General features: G+C 39.5%; 20 protein-coding genes. 4 read left to right on the top strand and 16 right to left on the bottom strand.

The genetic code is table 11. The features are described 5' to 3' along the window. Nucleotides 1-2 precede the first annotated feature (2 nt). Both A5889_RS11250 and A5889_RS11245 read right to left on the bottom strand, forming a co-directional pair. On the bottom strand, nt 3-2,690 hold the full coding sequence (locus A5889_RS11250; RefSeq protein WP_087641981.1) for an alpha-mannosidase: 2,688 nt from the start codon (nt 2,688-2,690) through the stop codon (nt 3-5). A gap of 27 nt (nt 2,691-2,717) precedes the next feature. Continuing rightward, nucleotides 2,718-4,007 (bottom strand): glycoside hydrolase family 125 protein, encoded by a 1,290-nt coding sequence (locus A5889_RS11245; protein ID WP_087642075.1) that lies wholly within the window; start codon nt 4,005-4,007, stop codon nt 2,718-2,720. 159 nt (nt 4,008-4,166) lie between these two features. Between A5889_RS11245 and A5889_RS11240 the strand changes: the two genes are divergently transcribed. Next, a complete protein-coding gene (locus tag A5889_RS11240; protein WP_087641980.1) occupies nt 4,167-5,201 on the top strand; it encodes a GntR family transcriptional regulator in 1,035 nt (344 codons plus the stop codon). Nucleotides 5,202-5,204: 3 nt separating this feature from the next. After that, a complete protein-coding gene (locus tag A5889_RS11235) occupies nt 5,205-7,346 on the top strand; it encodes a GH92 family glycosyl hydrolase (RefSeq protein ID WP_087641979.1) in 2,142 nt (713 codons plus the stop codon). A gap of 49 nt (nt 7,347-7,395) precedes the next feature. On the opposite strand, the gene A5889_RS11230 is transcribed toward A5889_RS11235, so the two are convergent. From A5889_RS11230 to A5889_RS11205, 6 genes are all read right to left on the bottom strand, one after another. Next, nucleotides 7,396-8,892: a response regulator transcription factor gene (locus A5889_RS11230; protein ID WP_087641978.1), complete on the bottom strand. Its 1,497-nt coding sequence runs from the start codon at nt 8,890-8,892 to the stop codon at nt 7,396-7,398. Continuing rightward, nucleotides 8,882-10,615, bottom strand: coding sequence for a sensor histidine kinase (locus A5889_RS11225; RefSeq protein ID WP_087641977.1), 1,734 nt, complete (start codon nt 10,613-10,615; stop codon nt 8,882-8,884). The genes A5889_RS11230 and A5889_RS11225 overlap by 11 nt, the downstream gene beginning before the upstream one ends. Next, a complete protein-coding gene (locus tag A5889_RS11220) occupies nt 10,608-11,222 on the bottom strand; it encodes a YesL family protein (protein ID WP_087641976.1) in 615 nt (204 codons plus the stop codon). The genes A5889_RS11225 and A5889_RS11220 overlap by 8 nt, the downstream gene beginning before the upstream one ends. A gap of 167 nt (nt 11,223-11,389) precedes the next feature. Continuing rightward, nucleotides 11,390-12,856, bottom strand: coding sequence for an ABC transporter substrate-binding protein (locus tag A5889_RS11215; RefSeq protein ID WP_087641975.1), 1,467 nt, complete (start codon nt 12,854-12,856; stop codon nt 11,390-11,392). A 163-nt stretch (nt 12,857-13,019) separates the two neighbouring features. Continuing rightward, on the bottom strand, nt 13,020-13,940 hold the full coding sequence (locus A5889_RS11210; protein ID WP_087641974.1) for a carbohydrate ABC transporter permease: 921 nt from the start codon (nt 13,938-13,940) through the stop codon (nt 13,020-13,022). 15 nt (nt 13,941-13,955) lie between these two features. After that, on the bottom strand, nt 13,956-14,903 hold the full coding sequence (locus A5889_RS11205; RefSeq protein WP_087641973.1) for an ABC transporter permease: 948 nt from the start codon (nt 14,901-14,903) through the stop codon (nt 13,956-13,958). 171 nt (nt 14,904-15,074) lie between these two features. Between A5889_RS11205 and A5889_RS11200 the strand changes: the two genes are divergently transcribed. Then, a complete protein-coding gene (locus A5889_RS11200; protein ID WP_087641972.1) occupies nt 15,075-15,410 on the top strand; it encodes a RidA family protein in 336 nt (111 codons plus the stop codon). Nucleotides 15,411-15,596: 186 nt separating this feature from the next. Here the strand turns inward: A5889_RS11200 and A5889_RS11195 are convergent, their stop codons facing one another. The 8 genes from A5889_RS11195 to A5889_RS11160 form a co-directional block, all read right to left on the bottom strand. Further along, complete coding sequence (locus A5889_RS11195) at nt 15,597-16,529, bottom strand: D-ribose ABC transporter substrate-binding protein (protein ID WP_087641971.1); 933 nt, start codon at nt 16,527-16,529, stop codon at nt 15,597-15,599. Between the two features lie 22 nt (nt 16,530-16,551). Beyond that, complete coding sequence (locus tag A5889_RS11190) at nt 16,552-17,496, bottom strand: ABC transporter permease (protein WP_087641970.1); 945 nt, start codon at nt 17,494-17,496, stop codon at nt 16,552-16,554. 2 nt (nt 17,497-17,498) lie between these two features. After that, nucleotides 17,499-18,980 carry a sugar ABC transporter ATP-binding protein gene (locus tag A5889_RS11185; protein ID WP_087641969.1) on the bottom strand — a complete coding sequence of 494 codons (1,482 nt, stop codon included), beginning with the start codon at nt 18,978-18,980 and terminating at the stop codon, nt 17,499-17,501. Nucleotides 18,981-19,000: 20 nt separating this feature from the next. Beyond that, nucleotides 19,001-19,390 (bottom strand): D-ribose pyranase, encoded by a 390-nt coding sequence (rbsD, locus tag A5889_RS11180; protein ID WP_087641968.1) that lies wholly within the window; start codon nt 19,388-19,390, stop codon nt 19,001-19,003. Beyond that, complete coding sequence (rbsK, locus tag A5889_RS11175) at nt 19,387-20,268, bottom strand: ribokinase (RefSeq protein ID WP_207114604.1); 882 nt, start codon at nt 20,266-20,268, stop codon at nt 19,387-19,389. The genes rbsD and rbsK overlap by 4 nt, the downstream gene beginning before the upstream one ends. A gap of 79 nt (nt 20,269-20,347) precedes the next feature. After that, nucleotides 20,348-21,307 (bottom strand): LacI family DNA-binding transcriptional regulator, encoded by a 960-nt coding sequence (locus A5889_RS11170; RefSeq protein ID WP_087641966.1) that lies wholly within the window; start codon nt 21,305-21,307, stop codon nt 20,348-20,350. Nucleotides 21,308-21,445: 138 nt separating this feature from the next. Next, nucleotides 21,446-22,048, bottom strand: a complete 603-nt coding sequence (locus tag A5889_RS11165; protein ID WP_087641965.1) for a class I SAM-dependent methyltransferase — start codon at nt 22,046-22,048, stop codon at nt 21,446-21,448. A 10-nt stretch (nt 22,049-22,058) separates the two neighbouring features. Continuing rightward, nucleotides 22,059-22,649 carry an SGNH/GDSL hydrolase family protein gene (locus A5889_RS11160; RefSeq protein WP_087641964.1) on the bottom strand — a complete coding sequence of 197 codons (591 nt, stop codon included), beginning with the start codon at nt 22,647-22,649 and terminating at the stop codon, nt 22,059-22,061. 198 nt (nt 22,650-22,847) lie between these two features. On the opposite strand from A5889_RS11160, the gene coaA reads away from it, so the two are divergent. Continuing rightward, nucleotides 22,848-23,771 (top strand): type I pantothenate kinase, encoded by a 924-nt coding sequence (gene coaA, locus A5889_RS11155; RefSeq protein WP_087641963.1) that lies wholly within the window; start codon nt 22,848-22,850, stop codon nt 23,769-23,771. Nucleotides 23,772-23,918 lie beyond the last annotated feature (147 nt).

The raw sequence follows: 23,918 nt of genomic DNA, 5'->3' as shown, positions 1-23,918 counted from the left end.
TCTCATCTACGAAACCCGATCGTTCGAATTTCATATGGACTTAACTCTTCACCTAACGATTCTGATTGCTTTTCTTCAAGTAAATTCAGCTTCTCTACTGTATTCGTCTGTTTTTTTACTTGCACTTCTGCCGCTTGATCACTCATATTGAAGCCGCGAACTACTAAGTACTGATCGTCTTCACTATTTTTGACCGCTGTAACAGCAAATGTCGAGCCTGCTACCGTTACATACTGATCTTCAGCGTTTAATTGACCTGAATGACGAGTCGTCTGCTTCAAACTAAATGGAATTTGTGCACTATACGCCCGCTGATAGGTTTCGTAGCGATCAGAAGCTGCACCGTGAAAATCCAATCCATATTGGAACGCAAACTCTCCGTGACATTGCGCCTCTGGTGTTGGGAAATAGCCCCAATCCCCCATTTCGCCGACAGCTCTTACTAACGTCAATGCGATCGTATTTTTTTCCGTCAAAACTTCATATTCATTTAATCCATAATTTGAGACAGTCATTCCCCGCATTTCATCATGAATATTGACGAATGCATGTTGATGCTGTGGATTGGTCGGATTTTCCCAGCTCTTACTTACTTGGTTCGGTCTTGTAACCACCTCATAAATACTATCGGCTTCATGCGTCTCAGCTTCGATCTCTGTTGGAAATAGTACACGTAAACGATGATCATCCATTTGATTATCGATCGTTGTTTCAAAGGCTAAACGAGAAGAATCTTTCGTCATCGTTACAAGTGTTGTGATCATGAGTGATTTCAGCTTCGTTGAGCGCTTCGCTTTTCGATAACGGAAATCGACTACTGCTCTTTGTTCTTGTAAGAGCAATTCTTCTGCCGCTTCTGGGATCATCATCTGCTGAACGATTTTCACTTGTGCGATAAATGATTCGTCTTTTACGACTGCAATTTCTGCTGAGAGTTCATTCGATAGAATCGGTGTTGTTCCTTCCGGCTGTTTAAAGATATACTCATTACCGATATCTCCAGTATCTTCAAAAGTAAGCAACTCATGATAGGTTTTTCCAGTCGCTCGATCCTGAACGTTTATTGTACCATTCTCATTGAATTTCACCTCTAAAAGATCATTTTCCAAAACTACAGGCGTTTCGCTTTTGACCATCGAAGCAGCCAGTTGAGGCTGTTCCTGTATTTCTTGCAACGCAAATGTTTCCCATGAAAATGCTGGCAAATCAGAGAGCAGCATTTTTACTTCAACATATTTTGCCATGTATGGAACTCTAAAACGATCTTTCGGCAAGTCATATCCAAAGCAAACTTCTGGCGCAGAAATGCTTGCGGGGATTTTTTTACCTTGTCCATCGATCACCTCAAAATTTGGTGTCTCGCTTTCATTTAATTCCTGCCATAGTTCATGAGGAACGCCTTCTTTAAATGGCTTTCTTTCAAGCTCGATTCTTACATTGACGATATCTGATTTTACATAACCAGATGTATTAAAAACAACAAAAGGGTAACTGTTTTCCGGAAATCCATCTGTTTGCACTTCACTTACAAGCTGTTCTAACAATTCATTCGCCAAGTAGTTGCCGACTTCATCCGCTTTTTCAAACCTTGTGATCATTTCTCGGTGAACCTCATCTGCTGAACACCCGCAAATACTATCGTGAGGATGATTTTGCAATAATAATTTCCAGGCATAATCCAGCTGGTCATGTGGGTAGCTGCCTGTTAGATCATACGCCATAGCCGCCAAGGGCTCAGTAACATTCTCTAACTGTCTCTCTACTTTTGTATTCCATTGTTTCAAGTACACTCTGGCAGATGCGGTATTGGCTAAGGTAAACCAGCCATCAGTTTCTTGACTTGTCAATTCCCCATGAACGGTTCCAACATGTTCTGGAAGATCCTGACGAACAGCTTGTAGATATTCATCAAAATTAGAATGAACAAATTCATATTCCGGGAATAATTCATTCGCCAACGCAATCGCTTTAGTCACATCTTTTTGAACAGGTTGATGATCCACACCATTCATCATCAATAAATGGTTTGTTGAAGCAAATTTTTCAGCTTCCGCTAATTTTTGTGTCCAAAAAGTTACTGCTTCTTCTTTAGTTGCTGGAATTTCATTGCCGTTGCTGTACCAGTTTGCAAACAGGAGTCCTAAAATATTCGTTCCGTCTGGTCCTTGCCACCACATTTCAGAATACTGAGAGGTGTAATTTTCATCATCCAGCACCTCATTATTGAAGCCCACCGGTTTGACACCTCGACCAAAAGCGGCTGTTTCTAACCCAGCCTGTTTCATCATTTGCGGGGTCTGTCCCATATTACCGAATGTGTCAGGGAAATAGCCTAGATTCACTGGAGCTCCCCATTTTTCACTTTCCTTTTTACCGATCAGCATATTCCGGACATTTGATTCAGAGCTGATCAAGAAATCATCTTGTAAAATGTAAAATGGTCCTATTTTTAGTTTTCCAGCAGTAATCGCTCGTTGAACATCCTCTTTGCGTTCTGGACGAACTTGTAAATAATCGTCCAATATAATGGTCTGTCCATCAAGATGAAAACTATTGAATGCTGGATCTGTTTCGATTAGCTCTAAGACATCATCCATCAATTCGACTAAGCGCATATGATGCTGCTCATACGGCATGTACCATTCACGATCCCAGTGGGAATGGGAAACGATGTAAACTTTTTTCTTCATGTTATTGCTCCTTCTCTCGTCCATTTTTTAACGTGCTACACGAATCTCAAAATAATCCATCACTAATTCACAGAACATCATGTTCGCCCAGGAGAACCATTCCCGCGTATAGTTTTTAGGATCGTCTACATCAAAGCCTTCATGCATCAAATGAGTTCCTGCATCATTTGCAACCAGCGAATCAAGAATTCGTTTTTTCTCAGCTTTATCGCTTGTTGTCATTCCTTCCATCGCTAAAGCAATCGGCCATACATAATTTTCCGGTGTATGAGAGCTGCCGATCCCTTTCGCGTATTTGCCCTCATAAAAATAGGGATTCTCTTGGCTTAAAAGAGTAGCTCTTGTCTCTTGGTATATCAAATCTGTTTCATCTACATACCCTAAATATGGTGCTGCCAGTAAGTTAGGAATATTACTGTCATCCATGATCGTACTATTGCCCAAACCGTCAACCTCATAGGCAAAAACTTGCTTTCCTTGCTGATTCTTGGTTAGCCCGTAGGCTTTGATCCCTGTATCGATTTCTTTTTTTAATTTTGCCGCTTGATCAACTATTTCCTGATCCGATAACACCGTAGAAAAAATCTCTTCTATATAGCCTAAAATCACAACTGCAAACATATTCGATGGTACTAAATAACCGTAACGGCAAGCATCATCACTTGGCCGAAACCCAGACCACGTCATCCCAGTTGGTCCAACGTCTGATCCACGACCAGCGTTCGGCAATGTATCTTCCGATCGTGTCGTGTCTCTTTCAAAGGTATAGGATGAATCTTGATGATTTTGTTCTGTTTTAAACACAGTCAAAATCTTTTTCACGCCGTCGATAAATGATCGATCAAACTGCTTTGTATAACCTGTATTTTTATATAATAAATAGGCCAGCTGAACAGGATAACACAGAGAATCGATTTCATATTTACGTTCCCAAATCCAAGGGTTCATCGTTGTTTTGTCTGTTTGATGCCCTGCACTATTTGCCGTTTCGTTAAAAGCATTTGCATATGGATCGATGTTGATATATCTAAATTGTCGCTGAACAAGTCCACAAATCATGTCGGCAAGTTCTGGATCTTCTTTCGCGATCACTAAATACGGACGAACTTGCGCCGTTGAGTCACGTAGCCACATTGCTGGAATATCACCAGTCAATAGAAAAGTTGTTCCATCCTCTTGCTTTTTGACAGTTGTCGTCAACGTATTCGCAAATGCAGCATTAAAATTCTCCGCCCAATCGGCGTGCTCTTCACCGCATAATTTAGTAATCGTTTCCATAAATGTCCGTACGGACTCGGGAATTTTTTTATCCACTATCAATAACCTCCAATATTTGATATATCATTTCACAACGAAAGTATATGACATCGATAGTCTTTTGTCTACTCTTTTTTCATTTTTCTTTGAATTGACGTTCTTTTCCCACTATGATAAACTACTCTTAATGATATATCATTTTACATTAGGAGAGCTATTATGACTAAACCTTTATATAAAAAAATCATCGATGATCTGTTACAGGCAATCGCTTCTGGAAAATTGCCCGAACATGCACAGCTTCCGACAGAAAAAGAGCTTTCTCAAACGTACCAAGTTAGCCGGATCACATCCAAGCGGGCATTGACTGAATTAGAAAACCAAGGATTGATATACCGTATTCAAGGAAAAGGCAGCTATGTTCAAACACAACGACCAAAGAAAAAGAAGGCCGCACGTATTTTATTTTTGATTCCTTTCTTAAATGACTTATCTTTAGGAAATTTCAATGAAGGACTAGCGCCAGTTACGAGTGAGCATCAATACGAAGTGATCATGTCATCCGCAGAATTTTTGATCAACAAACAGCCGGAAGATATTATGGCTGATTTTGACGGTATGATTTATTATGCCCATAATACAGAAGATTTCTTAGATACCTTATTTGAGTTATCGATCCAGCAGTTCCCTGTCATTATTTTAGACAAAAAAATCCATGATTTGCCTTATCCAACGATTCAGTCAGACAACTTTTCTGGAGGAGAAATGGCAACAAATTATTTAGCAACACATGGCCACCAGCGAATTGCGTATATTTTCGGTGAATCAACATTGCCTCAATCTGTGCGCCAGCGGTATTTAGGTTATATCCATGCAACAAAAGAACATCATTTATCATTTCATACAGCACTATCGGATAAAGCTGCGATTTCAAGTGAAAAAACTTTAGAGTATTTAATAGAAAATGAGATCACAGGTGTTGTGTGCGAAAATGATTTAGTCGCGATTTCATTGATGAATCAGGCGAAACGAGCAAATATCAGCATCCCTGCCCAACTTTCTGTCGTTGGCTTCGATAATATCCAAGCAGCCGCTTTGGTCGATCCTTCACTGACGACGATCGCTCAAGATTTCAAAGGCATGGGACAATTAGCTGGAACGATGTTGATAGAATGGATCGAGCAACAAGTAATACCGACAGACCAACAGATTCCTGTAAAACAAATCATCAGACATTCGACAAAGGAGATTTAATGCATGAACCCATACTCGATCGATACAAGACATGGTACCGATAATCAACATTCATTTTCAAACGGCAACTGTCTGCCTTATACAGGCGTTCCTTTTGGGATGAATTATTTTGCTCCTCAAACCAACGGCGATAACGGTAGTTGGTGGTTTAATCCGCGAGACCACATCTTTCAAGGCTTTCGCTTGACGCACCAGCCAAGCCCTTGGATGGGCGATTTTAGCTACTTTGTTCTTTTGCCATATAACGGTTCGTTGAAGGAAGAAACGCTTTTTCATGCGCAGTCTTCTTACCGACCGGATGAAAGCGTTTTTAACCCTTGTTACCTAGAAATCACTGAACAGCGTTATCAACTGACGACACGTTTGATTCCTAGTATGTACGGCGGTGTTTTAACTGCTCGCTACACGCAACCAGAAGCAAAATTACTTCTCTCACTACCTGGTAAGTACCACCTTCGAATCGAAGACGCTCACACTGTTTCAGGCTCGATCATCGATTATGCTGGTTGTGAAGATGCTGATTTTACCTTTTACTTTACGCTACACTTTAAAGAACCCTTGTTAAAGGAAACTTGGTTAGAAAAGTCAGGTGACAACAATGTCGTTTCCTTTTCTTTTGGTAATATTGAGGAACAGATCGTACAATTCGGAACCTCTTTTATCAGCGGCGCACAAGCTAAACTGAATTTATCTAGAGAAGTACATTGGCAGCCTGAAGATTATCTTGCTCATTCTAACGCTCAATGGAAAGATTACCTTAGTAGAATCGAGATTCAAGATCAAAATGCTGAACGGTATTCAACGTTTTATCATAACCTGTATCGAGCATTTCTATTTCCCCAAACCTTCTACGAAAAAGATGAAAATGATCGAGCTATTCACTACGATACGTTAGCAAAACAAGTGAAACAAGGTGTTCTCTATACCAACAATGGTTTTTGGGATACGTATAAAACTGTTTATCCACTGTACTCACTGATTGCACAGGACAAATATGAAGAAATGCTGGAAGGATTTTTAACAAGCTATCGCGAGAGTGGTTATTTGCCTAAATGGTTATCACCAGACGAAAGAGGGTTGATGCCTGGTACATTGATCGATGCAGTGATTGCTGATGCAGCTGTAAAAAATATTCGCCCTGATTTAATGCCTGAATTTTTAGAAGCCATGCTCAAAGGGGCAACCATTCAAAGTAAACATTCGAACTACGGTCGACAAGGAACCGATGATTATTTAAAGTATGGTTATGTGCCGGCAAATTATCATGAATCAGTCAATCATACGCTTGATTACTGTTACAGCGACTTCTGTATTTCTCAAGTAGCGAAACAGCTGAACGACACTGCTACTGCTGAACATTATCAAAAACAAGCAAAGAATTTCTTGACTATCTTTGATCCAAAAAAGGGATTCATGAGGGCCAAGCTAACAGATGGACAGTTTAAAGAACCATTTAATTGTTATAGCTGGGGAGAAGATTATGCTGAAGGTAGTTCATGGCAAAGCAGCTTCGCTGTTTACCATGACTTCAAAGGGCTGATCGAGGCTTTCGGCGGGCCAGAAAAGTTCCAACAAAAATTGATCGACCTTTGCAATCAAAAGCCTACTTTTGATGTCTCTGGTTACGGCTTTGAGATCCATGAAATGAGCGAGATGGCTGCCATCGATTTTGGGCAGCTGGCTATCTCAAATCAGCCAAGTTTCCATTTCCCTTATTTATTCAGTTACCTAGGTAAACCTGAGTTTGCTCAACCACTGATAAAACAACTGATGACCCAAACTTTTAACGACAGTTTCACAGGATATCCAGGCGACGAAGATAACGGTAGTATGGCTAGCTGGTACATTTTCAGTTCTTTAGGGATGTATCCCGTATGTCCCGGCTCTGCGGAATATGTGATCGGAATGCCTCTATTTGATAAAGCAACTCTTCATTTATCTAATGGCAAATCCGTCATGATCACTGCAGACCCAAATCAAGAGCAGCATCAATTTGTCGATCATATCCATTTCAACGACACACCATATGATGCTCTATTCTTCAAACACGAAGATCTATTAAGTGGAGCAAAGATCGATTTTTCACTTGGAACTGTTCCTAGACCTAAATCTTATACAGATGAACAACTGCCATTTAGCATATAAAATAAAAACAGGAACAACCTTATCGTACATCGACAGGTTGTTCCTGTTTTTATTCATCACCGACAGAATGATAATGGTGCTTGTATTTTTCTCTAAATTCTTTAGGTGTCAAATCGTTCATCTTTTTAAACATTTGAGAGAAATACGTACTATTATTAAAACCGATTTGATCTGCGATTTCATTGACATTGTCATCTGTATATAATAATAGATTTTGAGCTTTTTTCATTCGGTACTGGTTCAAATATTGGGAGAAACTTTTTTTCGTTTCTTTTTTGAACAATTGCCCTAGATACATAACGTTCAGATGAAGAGATTGAGCAACTGATTTCAAGCTTAAATCACTGGCGTAATCCATACGAATTTTATCGATCACGTTTTGGACATTTTCAGAATAATCATAAGCAGTTTTTTCTTTTGTGATTTCCTTGATCGTAGATGTCAAAATGCCACATAGTTTATCTACATTCGAGGATCGGTTGATATCATCTAATATTTGTCGGTATTCTTCTTCATCTAGGTGATTGAACCGCCGATAGATATCCATGAACAGCATAAAGGTAATATGTCTAACATCTTCAGGCCGAGCACCTATCTTTTGTGTTTTTGCAAAGATGTCTGTGATCGTCTCCTCGATCGTCGGAAAGTCTCCAACCATCAATGTTTTGTTAAAATTGATGATATCTGCCGACAAATCAAAATCATCTGAAAACACAGCATATAAAATATTGCTCCCGCTTCTTTCATAGAACTTATAACGCTGCAAGGTTTGATTTGCCTTTTCAAAACTATCTGGAACATCTTCCCAATCTGAAACCGTCTCACCCACACTTAATACCCAATCTTTTTCATCTTGTTCCTGCAATGGATTCGTTAAAAGAAGTTGATTCAACAGGTATTTATTTCCTTTGAAAATATGTATCACTAAGCTTTTATCCCCCAAGTTCCGTGAGAAAAACAGCGTTTGCTGTTGTTGTTTCAGCCATTCACTCAGTACGTTCTTTTTTTCTCTAGAAACTTCAAAAATCAGAACAGTCCAGTCTGATTTATCCGATAGATCAACGAGCTGGCTGAATGCCTCATAATTTCCTGTTTCTAATTCATCATTGACCCATTGAGACAACAAAACTTCACTGTACATTCCTTCTCTTGTTTCTTGTCTATTACGGGTATCCAAACGATCTTTTGCCTTTCTAACACTTTTTAACAACTCAGATTTATCTACAGGTTTCATCAGATAATTGATAGCCCCCAATTGTAACCCGCCTTTTAGAAAGTCAAACTTCTGATAACCAGACAAAATCATGAATTCAAATTGTCGCGCTTCTTTTTGGGCCGCATCAATGAACTCTAACCCAGTCATCTCCGGCATAGTGATGTCTGTGATCACTAGATCGATCTCCTCAGATTCCATCAAAGTCAATGCTTCTTTTGCATTTCTTGCGGTCGCTCTGATCGCGAATCCTTCTTCTTCCCAAGAGATGATCTTTTTTAAGCCATTGACGATCATATATTCATCATCGACCAATAAAACATTATAGCTCATTTTTTTGCTCCTTTTCGAACGATAATATAATAGTCAGTCCGCTGGGTTCATTTGATACCACTTGCATTAGGAATGTCGGGCTAAAATAAGCACGAAGCCGCTCATTGACATTTTGCAGACCGATCGAATCATGCAGCTCAATCGTTTGTTGCTTTAGTTTTTCTTGGATAATAGACAGCTTCTGATCAGAAATCCCCTTGCCATTATCACGAATCATGATCTCTACACGTTTTCCAACTACCCTTGCTTTCACACTGATTGCATTATCATTGCGAGAAAAATCAATGCCGTGGACAAAATAATTCTCGATCAGAGGCTGAATTGAAAACTTAGGCAACACTAATCCTCTAAGCGCATCATCGATTTCAAAGTGATAGGCGATACGGTCAGGATATCTCATTTGATAAAGATAAACATATTTTTCGCAGAAGCTTAGCTCCTTTTCTAACGTTGTTGTTTTGGCTTGGTCTGTATTATTTCTTAATAATGTTGAAAACGCGTAAACAACATCTGCTAACTCTTCACTACCTTCACTTAACGCATACATTCGGATATATTCCAGTGTGTTATATAAAAAATGAGGACTAATTTGAGATTGTAACGCTCTCATATGAGCATCCTGCTGCTTGATTTCTAATTTATATATATCTGCAATATATTGCTCGATATTATCCAGCATCGTATTGATTCCATTAGAGAGTTCTTTTAATTCAAACTGCGTCATTTTCTCGTCGATCCGTGTATTCAAGTCCCCTTGTGTGACTAGTGCCATCGAATCCATGATTATATCCACTTGTTGAGAATACTTCGTAAAGGTTCGATAAAGTAAATATAATAAAATCAGAATCAGGACGCCGCCGCCAACCATTAAAATACGCAAATCGCTCAGCACAGCTTTCATGATTTTCTCCTTGGAAATAGTCACTAGGATATTAAATCCTCCGACCGTTTCTAAGTGCTCTAGTAGATTTTTTTCCATTAACGATTGAATCGGGAGCTCTGAGGTTTCTTTCATACGCTTTTGGATCAGTTCTTGATCCATTTGTTTAGTCACTTCAGTATATGTCAACAATTGGTACCCTGTTTCTGAAAAAATATAGGCGGATAGTCCATCATAGGTTGTTAAATGCATCAAACTACTCAACATATCTTGTTTGGAAAATTCCACATAAAAGCTTCCAAATACCTCTAATGTCACAGGATGGATCATTGGATACGACAAGTAGAATTTGTCTTCAAGATCAGGCGTCCCTTTCGCCTTCATCCCTCCTTTGTTTTCATTAGTAGATAAGTAGTACCCTTCATAGTTATTCAAAACCATGATGATCGATTCAATATTTTCATATGTCGTATAAAAATTTTTGACCTGACTAGGCAAAAATAAATAGTTCCCTGTTTTTAGCTGTTCATCGTAAGTATAATTTAAATACTCAGAAATATCAGAGCCCATATAACGGTTTAGACTATTGATCTTGTCTTGATTATCTGTCAATCCATTCAGCATAGTCTTGCCTTGTAAATTTTTGTCATTGATCGACCGACTGAGCAGATCGACTGCCTCTTGTGTCGTTGTTTTTCCTCTTCCCATCGCCTGCCAATAAGTATTCATCCCTATACTGACCATACCGACTAAAATCAACGAGGCAAGAATCAATGCATAGTTTTTTAGCAGCCGGTTCAATAACGTCTTTTTATAGATGGACAGAGGAAATTTTTTACGCATAGCCCTCTAAACGCTGATCGATCGTTTGACGCCATGATCTAGTCGCTGTAAAACTCCAAATTTGAATCATGGAAAATGTAGCAAAGAGGAATAACCCTTTATACTTCCATGTGATCAAAAAAATCAAGCCGACGCCAATAGCTATCTTTAAAAGATTCATAAAGCTAGAGAGCGTTGAAATAACAGCCAGCTTTATCAAATTGATCAAATCGATTTCGTAATAGCTATCTAATAATAACGTATATTGAAAAGCAACCAAGCTATAGATCATTCCGAAAACCAAAATAAAATCGATCACCAAGAAAAGGAGTCCTTGGATTTGTACCGATAAAAATAGATTGTATCCCAAAATAAGCAAGAGTATGCCTACCCCATAAAAAAGTAGATTCCCTCTAATCATATTTTCTTTAAAGCTTTGCCAGCCTTCTTTCAGCGTAATGTCTTTATAATTAAATTCATGACGGATGAATAGTTCATTCACCGTCTTAAGTGCTGGGCCTACTCCTGCAATCAGTAATCCGCAGCAGCTGAATAACCAAAAAAACAGATTCAATTTCACAATCACCCAAATTTTGATGAATAACGTTTCCAATGCTTTACCGACCATTTCCTCCGTCCTTTCTAGTTCTCTTCTCTTATAATAAATAACTCATGCAGATATGCCAACTAAAACACTACTTCATAAATAAGATACGCATTATTTATCCTATTCATTTCTAAAAGAACCAAGTAAAAACGACAAATCATCGAAATCACTTGGCTCTCCAGCTCGCTCTATTTTTTCAAGAACTCATCATATTGTTTTTGCATTTCTGTTTGTACTTTTTCATATCCTGCATTGTCCAAAGCTTCTTTCAATTTAGGGATCGTCACTTCTGGATCAACGGTTCCTGTGTTTAAGCCATCCAGATATTGACTCATGACATTAGCGATATTACTTAATTCTGTTTTTACACTTGACGTTACAAAATTAAAGCCTAAAATTGGGGAAGTTTCTGCTTTTGCGATCGATTCATCACGTTCTTTGATCATGTCATCTGTGATCGTATCTTGCGTATAAAGGATCTTATTGTTTCCTGTATTCCAAGCAGCTAGATGCGTATTTGGTTTGTATCCATCCAGCAATTTGATTTTGTCTTCTTTCCCTGAGATTTTCTCCCAAGCTTCGCCTTCGATCCCCCAGACCAATCCATTTAATAATTCCGGATCGCTATTCAGTTGTCCCAAGACTTCAACTGCTTTTTCTTTATTTTTAGATGTATTTGAAACAACGAAATTAGCCATTTGTGCTTGAGCAGTAGATTTCAATGGTGTCGTGAAAGCTTTAGAAACTAACTCTTGGCCGGCAGCATTCGTCAAAATCGTATCACCATAATCGTAAGGGCCTTGCGTTTCTTGACGAACAAACCAAGTATTGCCTTCTAATGGAAACTCTGTGTTACTTGTAGCTGCATCTGATGGGATGTAGCCAGCTTGGTACCATTTATGCATCGTTTTCAATGACTCTACAAACTCTTTATTGTCATATTGGTTGATGATTTTATCAGAATCGCCATTTAGGTCTACAGCAAACGGATATTCGTTTCCGATCGGAAAGTCGAAGTCACCTTGTACTTTGAATCCTTGACCGATCGCAAAAGCTGCAACATTCGGCTCTTTTTCATGGAAAGCTTTCAAGACATCCTCCGTATCCTGATAGGTTTTGATATCGTCGATCGACAGATCGTATTTATCTAAATACTGCTTATTGAACGTCAATACTTGCTGAGAATAGACATTTCCATTTACCGGAAACGCATACAATTTACCATCAACTAAATTCCCTTGGATATAAGCTTCATCCAGTTGATCATACGCATCTTTCGCAAATTTAGGGGCAAGTTCAGTTAAATCTGCAAATGCTCCTTTTTGTGCATTCGGCACATAGTTATCAGCAAAAGCAATATCATAATTTTCGCCTGATGATACAATTACGCTCATCTTCTTCTTGTAATCACCCCAGCCGATATACTGAATATTTAGCTTCACGCCTGTTTTTTCTTCTAAGCGCTTATTCGCCACTTCCATCAATTCATCGTAATTATCAGGCTTGTCACCGATCTGATACATCAAAAGCGTATTTTCATCTGACTTATTACTACTGCCAGCTGTTTTTTCTTTACTTCCGCCACCACATGCTGTCAAAGCTCCTAAAAGAACCACTGCTATTCCTGCACTTGCGACTTTTTTCCAGTTCTTCATTTCTATTCCTCCTAAATTTATGATCGACACTTATTAAAAACAGAGACGTTTCACTATCTGCGTGAAGCTCTTTTTCTCTCTACTGATTCAACTCAAAAACAGTCTATATTTACACCATTTATAAGTCTACTGAATCTCTTTTTCTTTCAGTAGACTTATTGGATTACTCTTTCACTCCACCAATCGTCAGTCCTTTTACAAAATACTTTTGGAAAAATGGATAACTAATCGCGATCGGCAGTGTAGAAATCACGACGATCGCCATTCGAGCAGATTCACCTGGGATCGCCGCCATCCCGCCAGATAATTGGCTGCTAGCGCCAGCATTTTGAGTCAGATACTGAATGTTATTTTGAATCTTCATCAATAAATACTGCAATGGAACTAAACTATCTTTTTGAATATACAATAGTGCGTTGAACCAATCATTCCAATACCCTAAAGCTGCAAACAAACTAATCGTCGCAATGCCAGGAACGGCTAATGGTAGCACGATCTGCACAAAAATCCGCAACTCAGATGCGCCATCGATCCGCGCTGATTCAATGATCGAATCTGACACAGACCGTTTGAAAAATGTCCGCATCACGATAATGTTAAACGGACTAACGGCCATTGGCAAGATCAATGCCCAAATCGTATCTTTCAACTGCAATAAATTCGTCATAACCAAGTAATTAGCTACCATCCCCGGAGAAAACAACATCGTAATCAAACAAAATACGGTAAAAAAACGACGGAAGGGAAAGTTCGATCTAGAGATCACATACGCATATAATGACGTTGCTGTACTATTGATCAGTGTTCCTAAAACAGTGACTAACAATGTTACCATCAATGCTTGAATAATTTTATCATTCATCTGACCGAATAAATACGTATAACCAAACACGCTGAAATCTTGCGGCCAAAAACTATACCCATTGGCTGCCAAGGCTGTTTCACTACTGAATGAGATCGCCACCACAAACAAAAACGGCAAGATACACGAGAGAGCAAAAACAGCGATCAATAGATTAAAGAATAGATTGACCGGTTTATTAAATGAACGAATTTCTACTTTTGACACGGGCTTTTTCTTCAATGTTTTCACTCCTTCTTAGAATAATGCCGATTCGTTGTCAAAACGACGAACGATTCCGTTGGTGATCATCAATAAAGCAAATCCAACTGTGGATTGATATAAACCAGCAGCTGCTGTCATCCCGATATCACCCGTGGCAGTCAATCCATTGAAGATATACGTATCTAAAACAGAAGTTACTTCATATAAAGCACCTGAATTTCTAGGAACATTATAGAACAGCCCAAAATCGGCTCTAAAAATATTCCCTACAGCTAAAATCGTCATGATCGTCATCAGCGGTAATAATTGGGGAATCGTTACATTTTTGATCTGCTGCCATTTGCTGGCTCCATCGACCATCGCAGCTTCATAATAGGTTGGATCGATGCCCATAACAGAAGCAAAATAAATAATACTGTTATAACCGATCCCTTTCCATGTACCAATAAAGACTAAAATAAACGGCCAGTATTTTGCTTCACTATACCAGTTGATCGGTGTTCCTCCCTGGCTTGAAATCCACTGATTGAAAATCCCTTTATCCGGGCTCAAAAAGGCATAAACAAAATACCCGATAATGACCCACGATAAGAAATACGGCAACAGTGACATGGTTTGATACACTTTCACCAAGCGCTTATTCCGAAGCTCGCTCATCACGATTGCAAAAAATACAGAAATGACAAGGTTCAAAGTAATAAAGGTCACGTTGTACAACACTGTATTTTTCGTAATCAAAAAGGCATCATTGGAAGAAAATAAAAACTTGAAGTTCTCCCAGCCAACCCATGGACTTTCTTTCAAACTTGCAATAAAACCATCTGGGGAAATATGAAAATCCTTAAAGGCTACGACATTGGTCAAAACTGGAATATAAAAAAAGAAGATCATCCAGACCATCGCCGGAACAGCCATTAGGATCAATGCCTTATACCGCCAAATATTTGAAAAGAAAAGCGCACGCTTTGACTTTCTTTTCATCTGCTCAACTCCTTTCTTCAACTTATTCACAACGAAATTATAGCGCTTTCAACTAAAAATAAGAATAAACAAAATATAGTTATTCCTATAAAAAATATAGATACCTCTTTTCCGCAAAAATCCTTTCCGATTGTGTTATACTCAAAAAAACTTGAAAAGAGGGATTCACTGATGGCTATCTATCAAAACACAAAAATTGCAGGAAGCAAAAGCTTGTATATTTCTGGTCAAACGCCAAGTAAAGACGGCTTCACTCCTGAAACGATCTCAGAACAAATGGACATAGTTTTAGAAAAGATCCATGCTGCATTGGGAGAAAATGGATTGACTGTAGAAGAATTAGTAAAAATCACGATTTACCTTACTCATGTTGATTATCTATCAGGAGCTAGAGAAAAACTTGCTGCTTTTGTCGGCAGTTCAAAGCCAACAGCGACGCTCGTCATTGTTGCCGGCCTGATCGACCCAGCTTTTAAAGTCGAAATCGATGGAATTGCAGCCTTCTAATTATTTCACAAAAAAGATTGGGGCGTAACTCTGCGAGTTACGCCCCAATCCCTTTAAAAATGAATAGATACTGGAAACGAAAGCAACTACTAGATCACATTAATTTTTAGTATCAAAGATGCTAAAAATCGATGCACTTAGTCCCCAAAGTTGAACATTTCATCTCAACCTTTGTTTCAGTTTTGTTTATTTTGCTTTCATCAATTCTAATGGTGAGTCAATTTTACTTTCAACTTCTTTCCCTTCAAAATGATCATACGCTGCCTGTAAGGCCAATTTACCCATTTCGACTGGTTGTTGTGCAACTGTTGCCCCCATCGTTCCAGCTTCGACTGCTTTGATTCCATCCTCATTTCCATCAAATCCTACAACTAAGACATCTTTTTTCCCTGCTGCCTTGAGCGCTTCGACTGCCCCAAGAGCCATTTCATCGTTTTGTGCAAAAACAGCTTTGATATTCGAATTAGATTGTAGAATGTTCTCCATCACACTCAAGCCTTTCGCACGGTCAAAGTCTGCTGACTGACTTTGTACGACATCCAGATCATTCTTTGCGATATTCTCAAATCCTTTTCCACGCTCACGTGTTGCAGAAGCACCGGGAGTTCCTTCAAGTTGAACTACTTTTGCGCCTTTACCCACTTTTTCGATGATGAAATCAGCGGCCATTTCCCCGCCTTTCACATTATCAGAAGCAACTAATGTCAAAATTTCTCCGCCATCAGAACTTCTGTCTAATGCGATCACTGGAATATTCGCCTCATTTGCTGCCTCAACAGCTGGCTGAATCGCAGAAGAATCTACTGGATTGACTAAAATCACATCTACCTTTTGCTGGATCAGGTCATCGATATCATTACTTTGTTTAGAGGCATCATTTTGTGCATCAGAGATGATCGTTTTCGTTTTGTTTTCATCTGCCAATGTGGTGATCCCATCTTTGACTGAAACAAAAAACGGATTATTCAATGTGGAAATACTTACACCGACTTTTAGATCCGCCGCTTTTTTCTCCTCTGTTTTCGTATCTCCTTTTGACTCATTGTCTCCTAAAGTTGCTGCTCCACACCCTGATAAAAGTAATCCTGCGGCCATCATCGAAATAAACAGTTTTTTCATGTTGTTTCTCTCCCTTATTTGATTATTTATTTTGTTTTCTATCCAGTAATACTGCAATAATAATGACTAATCCTTTGACGATTTGTTGATAGAAACTAGAAACACCTAATAAATTCAATCCATTATTGATCGTTCCGATGATCAGCGCCCCAATCAGTGTGCCAAACAAACGACCTTTCCCGCCAGACAAACTCGTTCCGCCTAACACAACTGCTGCGATCGCATCCATCTCATACGCCTGTCCTGCCGTTGGCTGAGCTGAATTTAAGCGGGACGTTAAAATGATCCCTGAAATAGAGGCCATCAAACCAGAGATCGTATAGATGATCATTTGGACACGATCCGTTTTGACTCCTGCGATTTCTGCCGCTTTCAAGTTCCCTCCGACAGCATACGTCTTTTTACCAAATGCGGTTTTGTGCAGAAGAACATATAATAATAGAAAGAAAATCAGCATAACGAAAATTGGAAATGGAACGCCGAATAGATAGCCTTTTCCCATAAACTGAAAAATGAAGCTATCGCCGATCCCTGTAATTGGGTTACCATCTGTATAAACAAGGGTTGCCCCACGATAAATCGTCATCGTTGCCAAGGTTGCAATAAAAGGTGCCATTTTTCCCTTTGTGATCAAAAGACCATTGATCAGTCCCAAAAATGCGCCTAAAACCATTCCAACCAGCATCGCCAATATAGGAGAAATGCCATTTGCGATCAGCCCGGCTGTCAGTGCCCCAGATAAAGCAAGTGTTGAGCCAACAGACAGATCAATACCGCCAGTCAAAATAACAAAGCTCATTCCAAAGGCAATCAACGCATTGATGGACACCTGACGCAGTAGATTCAGTAGATTATTCGGTGTAATAAAGCTTGGATTCAATACGGTCACAACGATCACTAAAGCAATCAAAGCTAACAACGGACCTAAAGAACCGAGAGCAAATTTTTTCTTTTTCGTATTTTCCATGATCAGTTTCCTCCTGTAGCTAAGTTCATAATTTTTTCTTGTGAGGCATCAGCTTTCACTACTTCGCCTGCAATCTGTCCTTCTCTGACTACAACGATTCGATCACTTACACTCATCACTTCCGGTAAATCACTTGAGATCATGATGATCGCAACACCGCGCTCTGCCAGCTCATTCATCAAAAGATAAATTTCCCTTTTGGCGCCCACATCTACACCTCTCGTTGGTTCATCCAAAATCAAGACTTGCGGACCAATACCGATCCACTTCGCTAGAACGACTTTCTGTTGATTTCCACCAGATAAACTGCTGGCTGGGACCTCCTTATTTTCAGCTTTGACTGTTAACCGTTTCAATAATAGCTCTACAAAATCGTCGATCGTTTTTTGCTCCAGTAACCCGCGTTTACTAAATTCATCCACCGATGGCAATAAAATATTGTCTTCTAAACTAAAATCAAGGATCAGCCCTTCATCTTTTCGGTTTTCAGTGAGGAAACCAATTCCCTTTTTTATCGCCTCTGAAGGCTTATGGATAGTGATTTTCTCCCCATTTAGCAGAATTTCTCCTGAGTCATACGTATCGATCCCGAAAATCCCCCGCATGATCTCTGTTCTGCCGGAGCCCATCAGCCCTGAAAAGCCAAGAATCTCTCCTTCTTTCACGGAGAAAGATATATCTTGAAACACTCCTTTTGAACTTAAATTTCTAACTTCAAATTTGACTTCGCCGATCGGATTATTTTTTTCGGGATAAAAATCACCGATATCACGACCAACCATATCATGGACGATTTGATTCACGTCGACTTCTGAAATTTGATATAAGCTGACAGATATTCCATCACGCATCACAGTGATCCGATCGCACAAAGCAAAAATTTCTTCCATTCGATGTGAAATGTAAACAATTGCAACACCTTTGTCTTTCAACCCACGAATGATCTTGAATAAGTTATCGATCTCTGTTTCTGAAAGTGCCGCGGTCGGTTCATCCATGATCAGAACTTTTCCATTTGTCATCAATGATTTGGCGATTTCCAGCATCTGCTGCTGACCAACAGACAGCGTATCGACCTGAGCATCCAGTGCTAAAGAAATATGCAATTCGTCAAATATTTTCAGCGCTTCTGCCGCCATTTTTTTCGTATCCAACAAACCAAATTTCGTCTTTAACTCTCTATTCAGATACATATTTTCCAAAACTGTCATGTTAGAAAACGTATTCATTTCTTGGTGAATAAATGTGATCCCAAATTCCTCTGCTTCTTTTGCGTTTTTAAAGTATCGTTCCGTACCATCGATATAAATTTTCCCCGCATCACGCTTATGCAATCCCGTCAGAATATTCATCAACGTGGATTTTCCTGCACCATTTTCGCCCATCAAGGCGTGGATTTCACCTGATCTCAGTTCAAAATCCACCCCTTCCAGCACCTTATTTGTTCCAAAACTTTTGCTGATCGCTACCATTTTCACTTCCATGAGACTGCTCCTCTCACTTTCTAAAAGATTACAGCGGACTGTAAAATCACATTTGCATACGGTGTATCTTCTCCCGTACGGATGATCACCTTCACATCATTGCTCAATTGTTTAAACTCTTCATGAGAAACATACGCAATAGAAGGAAGAGCGCCTTTTATTTTTTCATGAAGTTCAGTATTATTTTCCTTAATTTCACTCGCTACTATTGCCTTTTCTACCGCAACTTCTGCTAAAATCAGCTCTAAAACGGAGTAAAAAGAGGGGGTACCTTGTTTCAAGGAAATATCGATTTCTTTGATATGATCCGGTACAGGCAAGCCGCAATCACCAATGATGATTCGGTCTGTATGTCTTAGATCGTCAACGACTTTTGCGATCTCTGAATTTAAAATCCCACGTTTTTTCATACAGTTGCCGCCACCTTCTCATATGCTGGAATCCCGCTCTGCGCGCCTTTTGTTTGAATCGCGATCGCTGATGCGGCATTTCCAAGTGCTAAACTTTTTTCGATCGATAAGCCTTCTAAAATTCCTTTAACGAAATAGCCATTAAATGTATCTCCAGCTCCGGTCGTGTCCACAACAGTGTCTACCTTTTTAGCTGGAACAGTGATTTGTTTTTCTCCATCAAAGAAGACAGCACCTTGATCCCCAAGGGTGATGACCAGCTTGTTCGGATAATTGCGGAGCATTTCTTCTTGACTTTGATTTGGAAATAATAACAATGCCTCATGTTCATTCGGAGTTAAATATGTGACTTTATCCAAGTATCTTTCAGAAATTTCTTTTGCCGGCGCTGGATTGTACAACACAGCGATCTGACGCTCAGAGCAAAACTCGATCAAATATTCGATCGTTTCCATCGGCATTTCATTTTGCAAGACGACCATATCCATTTGTTCTAGTTTTTCACGATAAGATTGAACGACCTCGACTGAAATCAAATCATTTGCACTTGGTACGATAATGATTCGATTATCACCATCCTTGATTTGAATATGCGCTGAGCCGCTCTCAACATTATCATGGGTTTGGATCATCTCTGTGTTGATACCGTTGTTTTTCAAATTATCGATCAGCGACCGTCCAAAAGAATCGTTACCAACAGCTCCTAGCATAAATACATCTAGTTCTGATCGACTTAATGCGATCGCCTGATTCGCTCCTTTACCGCCAAAAAATGTCTGAAATGCCTCACCAACAACTGTTTCGCCTTGGTTCGGGATTATATTGGTTGTTACGACAAAATCCATTGATATACTACCTATTACTGCTACTTTCTTCATTTTCTCATCTCCATCCAGAATGTGTAACCGGTTACCTATAACCATACATTAACATCTTTCGACGAAAATGTAAACCCTTTCATCGTAAACTTTCTCCTTTTTGTAGTGAGACTGGTAAAATTGTTTCACTCTTTCGCTGCTCTTCACTTGTTAAAAGATCGACCATCAACATCGCTGCCGTCTCCCCAATATCATAAACCGGCTGCTTGATCGTCGTTAATTTTGGGTAGGTCATATCAGCAAAAGGAATCCCGTCATACCCCATGATTTGTAGATCTTCTGGGATGTTCAATCCTCTTTGCTGTGCTTTTTGCATGATCTTCAGTGCAAGATAATCATTTGAAGCGATCACCGTATCAACGCCTTGATACTTTTCAAAAAACGTCTCTGAAATTTTATCGACCTCATCCACATTGAACGAACTCGTTTCAAACACTTCATAGAAAAGCTTTTCTGCTTCCAAGGTATCCGTCAAGCCCTTTAATCGTTTTCTAGCACTTTCAAAAGATAAACTACCAGTAATGATCAATAGCTTTTTGAATGCTGTCTTTAAAATCTCTGTCCCAATAATTTGTCCGCCCAAGTAGTCATCCGGCAGTACTTTTGTAAAGTTCCCTTCATAGACACGGTCGATCCCAACTACAGAGATCCCTTCGATCGGATCAATCGGCAATGCCGTAATGATCCCACTTACGTTATTTTGAATGAATGTCGTAATATACTGCTGCAGCTGTTCTTCTGAATCTGAGGTATTTGCCAAGAGCATCATATAGCCATTTTTGATCAAAGTCTCCTCGATTCCTTTAGCTAAAAGCGGAAAATAAGGATTGGCAATATCCGGTAAAAGTACACCGATGATTTTTGATTTTTTCTGAAATAAGGAGCGAGCTACTTCATTTGGGACATAATTCAATTCTTCGATCGCTTCAGCGATTTTTTCTCCTGTTTCACTTCTTACATAACCATTTTTATTGATATATCTGGAAACGCTCGCGACAGATACGCCAGCTCTTTTTGCTACATCTTTGATCGTCACCATTGAAACGCACTCCTGTCTTTTGATCTTATAGGTTTATTTTAGAGGAATGGGGCATAAAAAGATAGTCGCAGCAGACGTCTTTTTTGATTGCAAAAAAAAGACAGACCATTGATCGCCTGCCTTTACATGTCGATTAGATTATTCTTTGACACTTTTCAAAATATAATACCCTTTATCCTTTGTCACGATTTCTACGTTCCCGAATACATCCAGCATTTTCTTTTCAGCACTGGGTGCACCTTGTTTTTTCTGGACCACGACAGTCAGCGTACCGCCTGTGACAAGGAGCGGATGCGCTTCGCTCAAAATCTCATGAACGACTTTTTTTCCTGCTCGGATCGGTGGATTGCTAATGATCGCAGCGTACTGTTTTTCGTGCAGATCCGCATAAATGTTCGATGGGTGAATATCTACATTTTCCACCTGATTTTTCTTAGCATTTTCTTGTGCCAATGCAACGGCTCGTTGATTGACATCGATCATTTCGACCATTCTTCCGCTCAACGAAGCAAGGGTCAACCCGATCGGTCCATAGCCGCAGCCAACATCCAGCAAACGACCTTCTGGCAATTCTTCCCAATCAAACGCATCGATCAATACCCGAGAACCAAAGTCAACGGTATTGCGGGAAAAAACGCCGCTGTCTGTCAAAAACTGAAATTTCTTTCCTCTTAATTCAAAAGACCACTGCTCTAGATCATGAGCAAGATCCGGGTTTTCTGTATAATAATGATTCGCCATTTTCTTCTTCCTAACTATTTTCTTTTGTCATCAGTCTACCTTTTATTTCCCGAACAATCAAGGCAGCTAAAAAGTCGTAGCCTGTTCTAGAAAAATGCAGCCCATCTGCTTGTAAAAACTCATCTGTACCAGGGTAAACGACCATTGCTTGATACATGTCGATCACAGGAAGCTGATATTTTTCTCCAATGACTTTTACTCGTTCCACATATGTCCGAATCCGGTCATCATCTCTCGTTGGTTTGCGGCCGCAATCCACATAAGGCGGTGTTAATAAAATTACTTTTTCTGCACCAATTTTTTGGACCATCGTTTCAATATTTTCCGCATACTTTTCTAACGGTACCAAATTATCACTATTCGTATCATTAGCGCCAAAGAAAATAGTGACTATATCAGGCTGCTCAGCCAGTACGTCTTTTTCTAAACGTTTCATCGCATCCTCAGTTGTATTTCCTGGAAATCCTGCGTTGACGATCTGGATATCTTCTAACTGCTGTGCCGCTAGATCCTCCGTGATCAAATTTTGTAAAATCGGCGTGATCGCCTCTTCTCCGTAGCCTGCTGTGATACTATCACCAAATAGAACTAATTTTTTCATTTCTCAGTCTCCTTCCAAGACTTTTTTCTCTATTTATCATACCACTGAACAGTTACTTTTGGCGAAGTAAAGATTTCTCTCATTAATGGTGTTAGGTCTAGATAAATTGTGTTAAAATAAGACGGAAAGAGCCCTTTTCTGCTAGAAAAGCGAATAAATCGGTTCTTGCGTTAAAATGTTGGCTTTGGTGGAGGAATTATGGACGATAAAATGAATTACTACCCCATTTCCAGAGAGGAATGGCAAGGCTTCTATCATAATGGTAAAGCACCATTGACAGAAGAAGAACTAGAAAACATCAAAGGCTTCAATGACCAGATCTCACTGCAGGACGTGCAGGATATTTATGTCCCATTGACGCATTTGATTCATTTATATATGAAGGAATTCGAGTCTTTGACTGTCAGCAAAGGGTTGTTTTTGCATGAGTATGTCCCTGTTCCGCCATTTATCATCGGCATTGCAGGAAGCGTAGCTGTCGGGAAAAGTACCACGGCACGTCTCTTACAGACGATTTTAGCTAGAACCTTCAAACGCCGCAATGTCCAGCTGATCACAACGGATGGCTTTTTGTATCCGAATAAAGTCCTTGAGGAAAAAGGCATCATGGACCGTAAAGGTTTTCCTGAAAGCTACGATATGGAAAAGCTGATCGATTTTTTGAACCAAGTCAAAAACGGACAGGATGAAATCAAAGCACCGCTCTACTCTCATAGTGTCTATGATATTATAGAAGGCGAGTATGAAGTGATCCAGCAGCCGGATATTTTGATCGTTGAAGGAATCAACACGCTTCAACTGCCAGCCAATCAACAAATCTATGTCAGCGACTTCTTTGACTTTTCAGTCTTTATCGATGCTGATCCGAAACTGATCGAAAAGTGGTACTTAGAACGCTTCGGCGCTTTACTAGATACAGCCTTTCTTGAACCGGATAATTACTATTATCAATATGCGATCGGTGACCGTGACGAAGCCTTTGCGATGGCGAAGGAAGTCTGGAAAAATGTCAATTTGAAAAACTTGGAGGAATATATCTTGCCAACACGAGGCAGAGCGGATATTATACTTCATAAGACTGAAAATCATATCATTGATAAGATCTTTATGCGGAAGTACTAAGAAAAGTGGAATGAAGCGTTTAATCCTCATGAAAATTAGGAATCTGAAAGTGGAATGCTTTTTGTTCCAGTTGAAGATTATCTATTTTCCTTGCGGATTGCTTCATGGAGCTAGATCACAAAGCAATACTTAACTTGATTCTAAAGG

The organism is Enterococcus sp. 9D6_DIV0238, assembly GCF_002174455.2.
GTDB lineage: Bacteria > Bacillota > Bacilli > Lactobacillales > Enterococcaceae > Enterococcus_L > Enterococcus_L dunnyi.
The sequence above is the reverse complement of the archived record's forward strand: the minus strand, read 5'-3'. Positions and strand labels throughout refer to the sequence as shown.

What these genes read in the sequence shown, in the direction of transcription:
- A5889_RS11250 (WP_087641981.1), bottom strand. Translation starts at nt 2,690, where the DNA reads ATGAAGAAAAAAGTTTACATCGTTTCCCATTCCCACTGGGATCGTGAA.
- A5889_RS11240 (WP_087641980.1), top strand. Translation starts at nt 4,167, where the DNA reads ATGACTAAACCTTTATATAAAAAAATCATCGATGATCTGTTACAGGCA.
- A5889_RS11235 (WP_087641979.1), top strand. Translation starts at nt 5,205, where the DNA reads ATGAACCCATACTCGATCGATACAAGACATGGTACCGATAATCAACAT.
- A5889_RS11230 (WP_087641978.1), bottom strand. Translation starts at nt 8,892, where the DNA reads ATGAGCTATAATGTTTTATTGGTCGATGATGAATATATGATCGTCAAT.
- A5889_RS11225 (WP_087641977.1), bottom strand. Translation starts at nt 10,615, where the DNA reads ATGCGTAAAAAATTTCCTCTGTCCATCTATAAAAAGACGTTATTGAAC.
- A5889_RS11220 (WP_087641976.1), bottom strand. Translation starts at nt 11,222, where the DNA reads ATGGTCGGTAAAGCATTGGAAACGTTATTCATCAAAATTTGGGTGATT.
- A5889_RS11215 (WP_087641975.1), bottom strand. Translation starts at nt 12,856, where the DNA reads ATGAAGAACTGGAAAAAAGTCGCAAGTGCAGGAATAGCAGTGGTTCTT.
- A5889_RS11205 (WP_087641973.1), bottom strand. Translation starts at nt 14,903, where the DNA reads ATGAAAAGAAAGTCAAAGCGTGCGCTTTTCTTTTCAAATATTTGGCGG.
- A5889_RS11200 (WP_087641972.1), top strand. Translation starts at nt 15,075, where the DNA reads ATGGCTATCTATCAAAACACAAAAATTGCAGGAAGCAAAAGCTTGTAT.
- A5889_RS11195 (WP_087641971.1), bottom strand. Translation starts at nt 16,529, where the DNA reads ATGAAAAAACTGTTTATTTCGATGATGGCCGCAGGATTACTTTTATCA.
- A5889_RS11190 (WP_087641970.1), bottom strand. Translation starts at nt 17,496, where the DNA reads ATGGAAAATACGAAAAAGAAAAAATTTGCTCTCGGTTCTTTAGGTCCG.
- A5889_RS11185 (WP_087641969.1), bottom strand. Translation starts at nt 18,980, where the DNA reads ATGGAAGTGAAAATGGTAGCGATCAGCAAAAGTTTTGGAACAAATAAG.
- rbsD (WP_087641968.1), bottom strand. Translation starts at nt 19,390, where the DNA reads ATGAAAAAACGTGGGATTTTAAATTCAGAGATCGCAAAAGTCGTTGAC.
- rbsK (WP_207114604.1), bottom strand. Translation starts at nt 20,268, where the DNA reads ATGAAGAAAGTAGCAGTAATAGGTAGTATATCAATGGATTTTGTCGTA.
- A5889_RS11170 (WP_087641966.1), bottom strand. Translation starts at nt 21,307, where the DNA reads ATGGTGACGATCAAAGATGTAGCAAAAAGAGCTGGCGTATCTGTCGCG.
- A5889_RS11165 (WP_087641965.1), bottom strand. Translation starts at nt 22,048, where the DNA reads ATGGCGAATCATTATTATACAGAAAACCCGGATCTTGCTCATGATCTA.
- A5889_RS11160 (WP_087641964.1), bottom strand. Translation starts at nt 22,649, where the DNA reads ATGAAAAAATTAGTTCTATTTGGTGATAGTATCACAGCAGGCTACGGA.
- coaA (WP_087641963.1), top strand. Translation starts at nt 22,848, where the DNA reads ATGGACGATAAAATGAATTACTACCCCATTTCCAGAGAGGAATGGCAA.